Origin of the sequence: Klebsiella pasteurii (assembly GCF_018139045.1) — a bacterium.
GTDB lineage: Bacteria > Pseudomonadota > Gammaproteobacteria > Enterobacterales > Enterobacteriaceae > Klebsiella > Klebsiella grimontii.
The window spans coordinates 1,243,786-1,256,133 of the sequence record NZ_CP073236.1; the positions used below are offsets into that span (position 1 = coordinate 1,243,786).

The following is a 12,348-nucleotide window of genomic DNA, read 5'->3' on the forward strand; positions in this document are numbered from 1 at the left end:
GTGCCGGGATTCTTGCCGGAAAGCGGCTGGCGTCTTACCCGGCCGTAATCCGTTCGTTTCAGGGTATCAGCACAGTGGCTTAACGGCGGCGCGCATACCGTCGCGCAGAATAGCATCCAGATCCTGCGTCACCTGCTCGACCAGACCAGAGACTTTCGTCAGGTCCTGCTCCCAGTGGGACTCAACGCAAAGCACCGCGTTTACCAGCTCGCGGGTGCTGATTTGACGATCCCGATGCTGGGCCCACAGCGCCTGATAGCTCTCCATCCATTCTGCGTCGTCCTGTACCGGATAGTTCTCACCGTGACGCTCGCCGCGATAAAATGCGATCAGCGCCGCCAGCGCAAAGGTCAGACGCGCCGGGAGTTTCCCTGCTTTCTTCTGTCCCGCCAGCAGCTGCGGCAGAATACGGGTACGATATTTTGTCATCCCGTTAAGCGCGATAGACAGCAGCTGATGCTTGATATACGGGTTACGGAAGCGGCCGGTTACCGCGCTGGCAAAAGACTCCAGCTCATCGCGCGGCAGATCGAGAACCGGAATGATCTCCTGGTAAATCGCCTTCTCGACAAAAGCGCAAATTTCCGCATCGTTCATCGCTTCGCCCACGGTATCCAGCCCTGCCTGGAAGGCGACCGGCACCAGCGCAGTGTGTGCACCGTTAAGAATGGCCACTTTACGCTCTTTGTACGGCTTAATATCGTCCACGATCAGCACGTTAAGCGGCAGTTTATCGAGTCGCAGCTCGGCGGCCAGAGATTTCGGCCCCTGAATGACAAACAGATAGAAGTGTTCGGCGGTATCGAGGAAAGCGTCTTTATAGCCCAGTTGCTCTTCAATCTGCGCGGCTTCATCACGTGGATAGCCGGTCACAATGCGGTCTACCAGCGTAGAACAGAAAGCGTTGGCTTCATCCAGCCATGCCACAAAGGCTTCCGGCAGCGCCCACTCCTGCGCATAGCGCAGCACCAGTTCACGCAACGCTTCGCCGTTATAGTCAATCAACTCGCAGGGAACGATGACCCAGCCTTTATCCGCCGCGCCGGAGAAATGGCTGTAGCGTTCAAATAGCAGACGGGTCAGTTTAGCCGGATAGCTAACCGCGGGCGCATCGTCGAAACGGTCGCCCGCGTGGTAGCTAATTCCCGCTTCGGTGGTATTGGAAAACACAAAACGCATATCCGGGTTATGCGCCAGCCGCAGCAGTTCATCATAATCCGCATAGGCGCTGATTTCGCGATTGACCGAGCGAATCAGGCGCGCATCGCTGACCGCTTCACCCTTCTCATTCAGGCCGCGAATGATCGTGGTATAGAGACCGTCCTGGACGCTGAGCGACGGGGGGAACGCACTCTCAATTGGACGTACAATCACCACCCCGGCATTCAGGTCGGTATGCTCGTTTAACAGATCGATCTGCCAGTCGATAAACGCACGCAGGAAGTTGCCTTCGCCAAACTGAATGATACGTTCAGGGTACTGCGCGCCCGGGAAATCGCGACGGTTTAGTGTTTTCACAAGGGTTCCCTCATAGAGTAGTCATACAACCTGAGTAATTGGTCCAATAAGTTATCAGGTTTTTAGGCAAGTGAAACCCTGTTTTGATCAAAGCTGTATGCAATATCAAATTTAAGACAGAAATTTATAGAACAGCGATGTTGCCGTCAGCTCGCCGTCCGGCATTAGCGCATAGCGCGGGATTTCCCCGGCTTTTTCCCAGCCGCACTGCACGTAAAAGTTTTCTGCCCCGCTGCCGGTTGCGGTATCCAGCACCAGAACACTCTTGCCCTGCTCGCGTGCGATCGCTTCCAGTCGGGCCATTAGCGCATTCGCCAGCCCTTGACGACGCGCATTTTGGTGAACCAGGAGCTTGGCGACATCGGCGCGGTGCGGTTGGTTTTCCGGTTGGTCGGTAATGAGCTGTACCGTGCCAACGAGCCGCTGCTCTGCATCTGCCGCGGCGAGGACAACGCGCTCCCCGGCGGCGACGCTTTGCGCCATTCGCAGCCAGAACGCCGTCGCGGTTTCCGGGGCGAAAGGCAGCATAAAGCTCACCGAGGCCCCGCCGTTGACGCAGCTGACAAGGATATCGGTTAATTCAGAAAGGTGTTTGAGAATATCGTCATGCGACAGGGTGCGCAGAGTGAAGGATGTGGTCATAGGTAACTCCTTGAAATTGACCACATCACTATGTTTTTAACTTATATTTAACACAAGCAGAATTATCATCGCGTTTTCTTATGGGATAATTCAGGCCATTTCGTGCGTAAAAATCCGGTTGCGCCCGGCACGTTTCGCCCGAATCAACGAATCATCGGCTTCCATCAGCAACTGGTTGAACAGATCCGTAACCCTGGCGGTAGCGAGCAGTTGGCTCTCCAGCCCCATGCTGACGGTCAGCTGGATTTTGTTTTGCCCCCAGGTGAAGGTCTGCGATGCGATACCCTGACGAATTTTTTCCGCCAACGCCTGTCCGTCCCGCTCTGATGAGGTCAGCGTCGCGACGGCAAACTCTTCACCGCCAATGCGCGCCACCATGCCCTCTTCACCTACCAGTAGCCGCACCTGCTGCGCAAACTGGGCCAGCACGCAGTCGCCGCACTCATGGCCCCAGCGATCGTTGACCTGCTTGAAGCCGTCGATATCCAGCACCATGACCGTTAACCGCTTATCTTCCGACAGCGGTTGGCGTTTCAGCGCTTCGCTTAACCCCGAGCGAGAATAGACCCGGGTCTGGAAGTCAAAGTCAGCACGCAGGGCCAGCTGTTTGACAAGGTTATTAATCGCCTCGACGCTGGAAGCGACGATAATCGGGCTAATCAGCATCGCCGCGATACCCAGACGCGTCGAAAACAGCTGCCACGGCTGCATCCGGGTGTCGGGCGTGAGGTGAATCAGCGAGTTCGCCACCAGCAGAATTTCGCTAATCCCGGTAATAAAGGTCAACAGACAGGTCAACGGCAGCGGATAGCGAATCGCGCACCAAATCAGCGCGGGTAACGGGAAGGTTATGCTCCCGGCCCCGCCCACCGCCACGCCGAGCGCAATCGACAGCACCAGCGCGATCGCCGGTAACAGCTGACGCAGGCGAAAACGTCCGAACGCCGAAGGGAGCGTGAGGGTCAAAATGAACGGCAGGATCAGTACGGCGGTGGAAAACTGTTCACTAAACCAGTCCGCCAGTTGGGGAATAAACGTGGCGCGTTCCACATCTACCGAACCCAGCGCCCCAACAGCAGCGCAGAGCAGCGCCGCCAGCAGGCAGTAGCAAAACAGGCTTAGCGCGTTGATCGGTCCCGGCATCGAATCCGCCCGCCGCTTATCCCACAAAATGAGCTGCGCCAGGGTGACGATAAAAACGATATTGGAGAAATTAATCAGAAAGGAGGCGAACCCCATTCCCCAACGAGATGTTAAACCGTCATATACCAGCATGGCGGCAAAACAAACGGCGTAAAAATAGCTGCGATTTAGCCAGATATAACGCGCAAAAATCCCCGCCATTACCGCATTCAGCGGCCAGAAGAACGACAATTCTTGTACAAGACGCAGCATCGCGCCAAAGAAATGCAGCAGTAGCGTTAAAGTGAACAACACCAGCGCATCACGCACGGGCTGTTCCTCACGAAACAGCGTGAATGACCGAATCGACAGTGGAGACATTCATGATTATCCGTCTAATTGTTTCAGGCAATTATTATGTTAATAATTAGTAAGCGGTTCATCATATCATGAGAATAATTATCAGGCATATACCGCCGCCGATGAATTACGGTCTGCCGCGATCCGGCGAATTCATCTGGATCACCAGCCAGTGATGGATAACCTGCACCACGTAGCGCTGCTCTTCGTCGCTGAGCCCGCGGCCCCGCGGGATCGCGTGCCACTTTTCCAGACAACCGCGACAGCAGGTCGCGGTGGCATGCTGGGCGATAAACACCGGATGTCCGCGCATCGGGGTCTGCTTACCGTCGTTAGGAATTTGCGCAGGGGCCAGCCGACTGGCGATAAAGTCCGCCGCGTGCTGGTCGATAACTTCCGCGCCCTTATCATAACAATACTGCCGTTCTTTCACGCCGAGGCGAAAACGGGAGCGGAAAATGGAACGCTGCAGGCGAGCAAACAGGTTTTCTATGGGTACCATCAGAATACCGACCTTCCCAGTTTTTGAGTGAGTTTTTCCAGTAAAGCAATTCCGGCCAGCGAGTTCCCCGCCTCATCGAGTTCCGGGCTCCACACCGCAATCGCCATCTCCTGCGGGACGATAGCCACAATCCCGCCGCCGACGCCGGATTTCGCCGGCAAACCGACGCGCCACGCAAATTCACCTGCGTTCTGATACATGCCGCTGGTCATCATCAGGGCGTTGACCTGCCGCGACTGAATCGGCGCAATCACCGGCGTCTCAAGGTGCGGGGCGATGCCTCTATCGGCAAGAAACAGAAAGGTGCGCGCCAGCTCCACGCAGCTCATCTCCAGTGAACAGTAGTGGAAATAGTTTTGCAGTACCGTGGCGACATCGTTATGGAAATTGCCGAAGGATTTCATTAGCCAGGCGATAGCGGCATTGCGCGCCGAATGATCGAACTCCGAGCGGGCAACCACCGGATCGTAGGCGATATCGCCCACCCCGCTCAGACGACGAACGATTTCCAGCATTCGCTGGCGAGGCGCGCTAAGGCGACTTTGCAGCATATCGCAGACCACCAGCGCCCCGGCATTGATAAACGGATTACGCGGTTTGCCTTGTTCAATTTCCAGCTGTAATAGTGAATTAAAGGGCTGGCCGGAGGGATCTTTCCCCACCCGCTGCCAGATCTCCTCTTCCTGATAGTGGTTCATCGCCACCACCAGGCTCAGGACTTTCGAGATCGATTGAATAGAGAAACGCTCGTGCGCGTCGCCGGCGCTGTAGTGCTGACCGTCGACCGTACAGATGGCTACGCCGAGCTTCTCGCCGCTGACGCGGGCCAGCGCCGGAATATAGTCCGCCACTTTACCGCGCCCAATCAGCGGCCTGACTTCAGCCAAAATGGCATCGAGCATTGCGTTATTCATTACCGTCGCCACGCGAGGCTCCTTGCCAACAACAAAATTCGGGCGGTAATTATAGGCGCACGCGGCGCGAAGAAACAGCTTCTTTCTCGCTTCGGTGCCGCTAAGTAAATAGCTTAATAATATCGGGTCTATGTTCCCGCAAGCGGCTTTTCCGGGCTACGCGATCGCAGATGGCTGCGTCCCGTAGCCCGGTCAGGTGCATTGCGCCGCCCCCGGAGGCAGTTTGTAGGGTTAGCGGCGATCTCTCCAGACGGTCTGGACGTTGCAGAATTCATGCAGGCCAAAATGGGAAAGCTCGCGGCCAAAACCGCTTTTCTTCACGCCGCCGAACGCCACGCGGGCATCGCTGGCGCAGTAGCCGTTGATAAACACCCCGCCGCACTCCAGCTCATCGGCAAAGCGCCGGGCCTGCGTTTCACTGGCGGTATAAACCGTCGCTGAAAGGCCAAATTCGCTATCGTTAGCCAGCGCCAGCGCATCATCGGCATCGCGGGCTTCGGTAATCGTCGCCACCGGCCCAAACAGTTCTTCACGAAAGCCGGTCATCTCAGCGGTGACGTTCCCCAGCACCGTCGGCGCATAGTAGTTACCCGCGCCTTCGATTTTTTCCGCGCCCAGCAGCAGGGTCGCCCCCTCTTTTAGGGTCGCCCGCACCTGCTCGTGCAGCTCATCGCGCAGGTCGAAACGCGCCATCGGTCCAATATAGTTCTGCTCGTCGCGCGGATCGCCCATTTTCAGCGCGGCGACGGCGGCGACAAATTTCTGCGTAAAGGCTGCAGCAATACCCGCTTCGACGATGAAACGCTTAGCGGCGGCGCAGACCTGCCCGGTATTCTGGTAGCGGCCAATCACCGCCGCCTTCACGGCCTCATCGAGGTCGGCGTCGTTAAGGACGATAAAGGGATCGGAGCCGCCCAGCTCCAGCACGCATTTTTTCAACGCCGCGCCGGCCTGGGCGCCAATAGCCTTCCCGGCGCGCACGCTGCCGGTGACGGTCACCGCGGCGATGCGCGGATCGTTAATCATTTGCGAAACGCCGTCGTTGGTGGCATTAACCCAGCCAAACACGCCTTCCGGCACGCCCGCTGCAGCAAAAATTTCGCCAATCATCGCCGCGCTGCCCAGCACGTTTGGCGCATGCTTAAGCAGATAGCTGTTGCCCGCCAGCAGAATCGGCACCGCGCCGCGCAGCACCTGCCACACCGGGAAGTTCCATGGCATGATCGCGAGGATCGCGCCCATCGGACGATACTCAATCACCGCTTTATTGTCTTCAACCAGCGTCGCTTCGGTATTCAGCATCGCCGGGCCGTGTTCGGCATACCAGTCACAGAGATTGGCGGATTTAGCGACTTCGCCGCGCGCCTGGGCAATCGGTTTACCCATCTCAAGGCTAATCATTTGCGCCAGCGCTTCGCCACGGTCGCGCATCACGCTGCCGACCTTACGCAGGGCCGCCGCGCGCGCCGCCACGCTGACGTTGCGCCATTGACGATAACCCCGTTCCGCAAGGGCAATGGCTGAATCGACTTGTTGTTCGCTGGCCCAGGGCAGAGACGACAGCGTTTCACCTGTGGTTGGGTTCACGGAAACCGCCTGAGTGGCAGATAAATTCATCGTTTTTCTCTCTGTGTTGATTGCGAAGTGACCTTATTCTGGCTTACCCTTCCCTTCATTAAAAATGAATAATATTAAGCAACCTTTTCACAAAAGAAGAACGCTATGGATCTGACCCAGCTTGAGATGTTTAACGCCGTCGCCAGCACTGGCAGCATTACCCAGGCCGCGCAGAAGGTGCATCGCGTGCCGTCAAACTTGACCACGCGCATTCGCCAGCTGGAGGCGGATCTCGGCGTCGAACTGTTTATTCGCGAAAACCAGCGCCTGCGTCTGTCGCCCGCCGGACATAGCTTTTTACGCTATAGCCAGCAGATCCTGGCGCTGGTTGATGAGGCGCGGATGGTGGTCGCCGGAGACGAGCCTCAGGGGCTGTTTTCGCTCGGCTCGCTGGAGAGTACCGCCGCCGTGCGTATTTCCCCGACCCTGGCGCACTTTAACCAGCGCTATCCAAAGATCCATCTGGCCCTCTCCACCGGCCCATCCGGCACCATGATCGACGGCGTACTCGAGGGCAACCTGAGCGCGGCGTTTGTCGACGGCCCGCTGGTGCATCCGGGGCTTGAAGGGTTACCGGTGTTCCCGGAAGAGATGATGATCGTCGCGCCATTTGGCCATCCGCCCATCGCTCGCGCCAGCGAAGTAAACGGCGCCAGCGTCTACGCGTTTCGCGCCAACTGCTCCTACCGCCGTCATTTTGAGAGCTGGTTCCACGCCGATCGCGCCACCCCGGGGCGGATCCATGAGATGGAGTCCTATCACGGCATGCTGGCCTGCGTCATTGCCGGCGCCGGACTGGCGCTGATGCCGCGCAGCATGCTGGAGAGTATGCCGGGCCACCAGCAGGTTTCCGCCTGGCCGCTGGCCGAAGAGTGGCGCTGGCTAACGACATGGCTGGTCTGGCGGCGCGGGGCGAAAACTCGCCAGCTCGAGGCGTTTATAGCGCTGCTGAACGAAGATCGACAAGCAGCAGTTTCTCCATAAAGATGCTTAACGGATCCGGCTGATACGGCGTGAAGGCGCTGCGCGTCTGATACCCATTGCGCGTATATAGCGCAACGGCGGCGTGCTGATGAATGCCGGTTTCCAGGCGTACGGTATGGCATTCACGCTTTATCGCCTCTTTCTCCAGCGCCGCCAGCAGTTTTTCTCCCAGTTGCTGGCCGCGATGGGCCGGGTTAATGAACACCCGTTTCATCTCGCCAAACCCCTCTTCGCCGAGCACGATCGCCCCGCAGCCAACGGCCTGCTGCCGGGCATCGCGGATAATTAGTGCGATCACCGACTCCGCCGGGAGCGCGCTCAGGTCGATCAGATGGTTGCTTTCCGCCGGGTAGAGCGTCTGCTGGTAAGCATCCAGTTCGGCAATTAAAGCGGTGAGGTCCGGGTGGTTTAGCGGGGTCGCGGCGATAGTGTACATAAATAAGCTCCTTTTTTGAGCGTACTGTAACGCGCGGCGTCCGCAGCGCCGCCATAGCATTAACTTATAGCTTCCGGCCCCACTTGCTCTCACCCCTTGGGAGGCAGTAATTTTGCCGCATGACGTCTTTTATCAGGATAAAACGATGAATACCAAAGCACGCAAGGTGATGATTATCGGGGCCGGAAACGTCGGCGCCTCTGCGGCCTACGCCCTGTTAAACCAGTCGATTTGCGAGGAGCTGATCCTTGTCGATCTCAATAAACCACGCGCCGAAGCGCACGCTCAGGATCTGAGCGACGCGGCCGCCTATATGCCGGGAATGATGACGATTTCCACCCGGGAAGCCAGCGACTGCGCCGATGTCGATATTGCGGTGATCACCGTTTCCGGCGGCGCGCTCAAACCGGGCCAGACCCGGTTGGACGAATTGACCAACACGGCGAAAATCGTCAAAAGCCTCGTCCCGCAGATGATGAGCGGCGGTTTCAACGGCATCTTTTTGGTTGCCACCAATCCCTGCGACATCATCACCTGGCAGGTATGGCAGCTTTCCGGCCTGCCGCGCAGCCAGGTACTGGGGACTGGCGTCTGGTTAGATACCACCCGCTTACGCAGGGTGCTGGCCCAGGCGCTGGATATCGGCGCGCAAAGCATCGACGCCTTTATTCTCGGAGAGCATGGCGATGCCCAGTTTCCGGTGTGGTCGCACTCGGCGGTATACGGCTCCGCCATTGCCGATGTTTACCAGAAACATACCGGTAAAGCCCTCGACCGGGAGCTGATTGCCGACAAGGTGCGTAAGCTGGGGTTTGAGATTTACGCCGGCAAAGGCTGCACGGAGTACGGCGTCGCCGGGACCATCGCCGAAATCTGTCGCAATATTTTCACCGGCAGCCATCGCGCGCTGGCGGTATCGTGCATTCTTGATGGAGAGTACGGCGTAAGCGGCGCGGCGGCTGGCGTTCCGGCGGTGCTCACGCAAAGCGGCGTGCAGCAAATCATTGAGCTACAGCTGGCAGATGATGAAGCGGAGAAGTTCCACCACGCTATCGAGGTGATTAAAGCCAATATCACCCGTCTGCCGTAAGCCGCTTCCCCGGCTAGCCGGCCACGATCAGCCGGGGATGAATATGCGTTAACGCTTCGCGCGTCGCTTCCGGCAGATGACTATCGGTAATGATATCGGTGAGTGAGTCGAGATGCGTGATATTAAACAGCGACCAGGCGCCGTATTTGGAGCTGTCCGCCAGCAGTATGCGCCGCCGGGCGTTGGCGATTAAGTCGCGCTTCAGCGCCGCTTTCTCTTCCGTTGGCGAGGTGACGCCCTTCTCCAGGTCCCAGCCGTTGCAGCTGACGAATGCCAGATCGGGCCAGATATTCTGCAGCAGGCGGCGCCCGTGATCGCCGATGCAGGACTGGCTGCTGTCATCGATGCGCCCGCCGATGATCGTCACTTCAATTTGCTTAAACTCTGACAGGAACAGGGCGATATGCAGGTCGCTGGTGATCACCCGCAGCGGCAGATGGGTAATTTGCCGGGCCAGTTCAATCATGGTGGTCCCGGCATCGAGGACAATGGCGTCCCCGGCCTTAACCAACGCCGCCGCCGCGCTGGCGATGGCGTATTTTTCCTGCAGGCTACGCTGGGATTTCTCCTGCGTGGTCGGTTGTGCTGGAATAAACCGGTTGAGGGTCACGCCGCCGTGCGTTCGGCTGATCACTCCTTCCTGATCGAGCTTAATCAGGTCTCGGCGAATGGTCGCGGGCGAGGCGTCGGTCACCGCCACCAGCTGGTCCACTGTCACCAGATTATGGCTCTTGAGATAATCCATAATCTGCTCTAACCGGTTATATCCCTTCATGTTATTCCTGTGCGATTTGCATGGCGAGCTCAATAGAGGTAGTCATGCTGTCAGACTTAGCTTTACCTGTCCAGGCAATATCAAACGCCGTGCCGTGGTCGGCGGAAGTGCGAATAAACGGCAGTCCGGCGGTAATATTCACCCCATCATAAAACCCAAGCAATTTTAGCGGAATATGTCCCTGATCGTGATACATCGCGACCACCATATCAAACAGCCCTTCGTGGCACTGCATAAACACCGTATCCGGCGGGCACGGTCCGGTCACGTTGAGCCCTTTAGCTTTCATTGCGTCAACCGCCGGCCCGACGATGCGGATCTCTTCATCGCCAAACAGGCCGTTTTCCCCGGCGTGAGGATTAACCCCGGCGACGGCGATACGCGGCTGGCTATAACCCACCCGGCGCAAGAAGCTATCGGCAATACCAATCACCGTCTCCACCCGCGGCTGGTTCAGGTTATCGAGGAATTTACGCAGCGCCACATGGGTGGAGATATGGATAACCTTGAGCTTATCGGTATACAGCACCATCGCGAAATCTTTGGTCTGCGTCAGATGAGCCAGCATTTCGGTATGCCCTGGGAAATGGTGCCCGGCCAGATGCAGCGCCTCTTTATTTAACGGCGCGGTGGCGAGCGCGAACACTTCTCCGGCCATCGCCAGGTTGGTCGCCCGCTTGATGCAGCGGTACGCTAAATCACCTGCCTGTGCCTGTACCTCGCCCGGGCGCAGTCCCTGCGGATCGGTCAGCGGTTCGTCGATAACGTTGATGACGCCAGGACTAAACCGCGCCTGTCCCGGATTATCAATGATTCGTAGCTCGGCGCGAGGGGTGATCTCCATCGCCAGGATCCGCCGCAGCGTCCGCGCGCAGCCCACCACCACCACCGGCGCACCGTTCAGTTTCCCCTCCGCCAGGGATTTAATAATAATTTCCGGGCCAATGCCTGCCGGATCTCCCATCGTTACCGCTATGATGTTAGTCACTCATTTTCTCCTCAATAAAGTTCACGACCTCCAGCAGGGTGGTTTCCGTTCCGAATCCGCCTGCCTTAGTCATTACCGGCCGCTGCCAGCTGCTACCCAGAAAATTGCCGTACGGCACGCACTGCGCCACCCGACCCGTAATATGAAATCCGCTGGCCCCCAGCGCCTGCGCGACGGCGATGGCCACGTCGCCGCCGGACAGATATAGCGCCCCCGGCTGGCGCTGGGCGATGGCCCGTTCGCTGACCTGCGACAGATACGCGCAGATACGTTCGCCAAGCGCGGTGCGATCGACGCCGTGCTGACGGCACAGGGCATCAATGCCCTTTCGCGCCTCGCTATCGGGACGCGTGGTGACGACGCAATGATTATTTTCACTCAATACCGAGGCGATGCGTCGGGCGTCAGCGTCGACATCGCCGCCAAAGGCCATCGCGACATCAATTTCTACGCGAACAACGCGCGGATGCGCCTCAAGCCGGGCGACCTGCTGTTGCGCGATCTCGCTCATTGAACCGACAATCGCCAGCAGCGGTCCGCGCGGTACGGCAGCCAGCCGACGCGCCAGGGCGTCACACAATCCTGCCGACCCCGCCAGCAGCACTTTCCGATCGCAGGCCGCGACTGCCTCGATAATGGCGTCCAGTTGCCGATCCTCTTCGGCGTCCACGATCAATACTCGCGGTACATCGCCCGTCTGCGCCAGCGCGGTCGCCAGGGTATCGACCGTCGCCCTAAGGCAGCGCAGCTCGCTTTGCTGCGCCACCACGGCGGCGATATCCGCGCTGCCGACCGGCGTTTTCGGGTCGGTGGCGAACTCGGTTTCATTGACCGGCAGGCCGCGCACATAGCACAGCCCATCTCGCGTCACCCGGCCTGCCGCCGGGAAAGCCGGGGCCAGGACCGCCACGGAGCACGCCAGAGCGCGCATCGTCGCCTCCAGTTCGGCGCCGAGGTTGCCGCGCAGGGTGGAGTCGATTTTCTTCACCGTCCAGCGCGGCTGAAAACGCGGCAAGATAGCCTGCAAGAGATACGTAATACGCCGTGCCGCTTCTGCGGCGGGCTGCGCGCGGCTGTCGCTATTGAGGATCAGCGCCTGCGCCTCTCCCCGATAGCGATCGGAAAACGCCACTTCCGCCCGCATTCCCGTCTCCGCCAGGCTGACGCCGGCGTCATTAGCGCCGGTGAAGTCGTCCGCCAGAACCAACACCTTATTATCCCCGCTGCCCATCGCTTTCCCTTTTATCACTGTTCGACATTGATAATGATTATATTCAATCACAATTGATTAAATGTGAGCAAGCTCAAGTTATTAAATCGCCGTATAAATTATAACTTCACCCCACAATGTGAATGGCACGCAGAACGGATGATTAAATTTAATCATTCATAAAAGAGGA

12 protein-coding genes are annotated in these 12,348 nt (G+C 58.1%); 2 read left to right on the forward strand and 10 right to left on the reverse strand.

Features of this window, described 5'->3' with window-relative positions:
• Window positions 1–66 precede the first annotated feature (66 nt).
• The 6 genes from KCG39_RS05850 to sad all read right to left on the reverse strand — a co-directional run bounded on the left by KCG39_RS05850 (window position 67) and on the right by sad (window position 6,675).
• Window positions 67–1,518, reverse strand: a complete 1,452-nt coding sequence (locus KCG39_RS05850; RefSeq protein WP_049113826.1) for a tagaturonate reductase — start codon at window positions 1,516–1,518, stop codon at window positions 67–69.
• 111 nt (window positions 1,519–1,629) lie between these two features.
• A complete protein-coding gene (locus KCG39_RS05855) occupies window positions 1,630–2,160 on the reverse strand; it encodes a GNAT family N-acetyltransferase (protein ID WP_004119951.1) in 531 nt (176 codons plus the stop codon).
• 90 nt (window positions 2,161–2,250) lie between these two features.
• Entirely contained in the window at window positions 2,251–3,663 is a 1,413-nt protein-coding gene (locus tag KCG39_RS05860; protein ID WP_172879987.1) for a GGDEF domain-containing protein, read from the reverse strand.
• A 106-nt stretch (window positions 3,664–3,769) separates the two neighbouring features.
• Window positions 3,770–4,144, reverse strand: coding sequence for a DUF4186 domain-containing protein (locus KCG39_RS05865; RefSeq protein ID WP_142468311.1), 375 nt, complete (start codon window positions 4,142–4,144; stop codon window positions 3,770–3,772).
• Window positions 4,144–5,070 carry a glutaminase B gene (gene glsB, locus KCG39_RS05870; RefSeq protein ID WP_004119937.1) on the reverse strand — a complete coding sequence of 309 codons (927 nt, stop codon included), beginning with the start codon at window positions 5,068–5,070 and terminating at the stop codon, window positions 4,144–4,146. The genes KCG39_RS05865 and glsB overlap by 1 nt, the downstream gene beginning before the upstream one ends.
• Window positions 5,071–5,289: 219 nt before the next feature.
• Window positions 5,290–6,675: a succinate-semialdehyde dehydrogenase gene (gene sad, locus KCG39_RS05875; RefSeq protein ID WP_049123082.1), complete on the reverse strand. Its 1,386-nt coding sequence runs from the start codon at window positions 6,673–6,675 to the stop codon at window positions 5,290–5,292.
• A gap of 105 nt (window positions 6,676–6,780) precedes the next feature.
• Here sad and ptrR point away from each other — a divergent pair, with 105 nt between their 5' ends.
• Entirely contained in the window at window positions 6,781–7,659 is an 879-nt protein-coding gene (gene ptrR / locus KCG39_RS05880) for a putrescine utilization regulator PtrR (RefSeq protein WP_004119932.1), read from the forward strand.
• Here ptrR and KCG39_RS05885 read toward each other — a convergent pair.
• Entirely contained in the window at window positions 7,613–8,095 is a 483-nt protein-coding gene (locus tag KCG39_RS05885) for a GNAT family N-acetyltransferase (RefSeq protein ID WP_004119929.1), read from the reverse strand. The genes ptrR and KCG39_RS05885 overlap by 47 nt on opposite strands.
• A gap of 145 nt (window positions 8,096–8,240) precedes the next feature.
• Here KCG39_RS05885 and KCG39_RS05890 point away from each other — a divergent pair, with 145 nt between their 5' ends.
• Window positions 8,241–9,185, forward strand: a complete 945-nt coding sequence (locus tag KCG39_RS05890; protein ID WP_112164915.1) for an L-lactate dehydrogenase — start codon at window positions 8,241–8,243, stop codon at window positions 9,183–9,185.
• 13 nt (window positions 9,186–9,198) lie between these two features.
• Here the strand turns inward: KCG39_RS05890 and KCG39_RS05895 are convergent, their stop codons facing one another.
• From KCG39_RS05895 to dtnK, 3 genes are read right to left on the reverse strand one after another with little or no spacing between them, the layout of a single operon-like run.
• The gene (locus tag KCG39_RS05895; protein ID WP_004119899.1) at window positions 9,199–9,960 is read right to left on the reverse strand and encodes a DeoR/GlpR family DNA-binding transcription regulator; all 762 of its coding nucleotides are present in this window, start codon (window positions 9,958–9,960) and stop codon (window positions 9,199–9,201) included.
• 1 nt (window position 9,961) lies between these two features.
• On the reverse strand, window positions 9,962–10,948 hold the full coding sequence (locus KCG39_RS05900) for a D-threonate 4-phosphate dehydrogenase (protein WP_049115657.1): 987 nt from the start codon (window positions 10,946–10,948) through the stop codon (window positions 9,962–9,964).
• Window positions 10,941–12,179 (reverse strand): D-threonate kinase, encoded by a 1,239-nt coding sequence (dtnK, locus tag KCG39_RS05905; RefSeq protein ID WP_142468312.1) that lies wholly within the window; start codon window positions 12,177–12,179, stop codon window positions 10,941–10,943. The genes KCG39_RS05900 and dtnK overlap by 8 nt, the downstream gene beginning before the upstream one ends.
• Window positions 12,180–12,348: the final 169 nt, after the last annotated feature.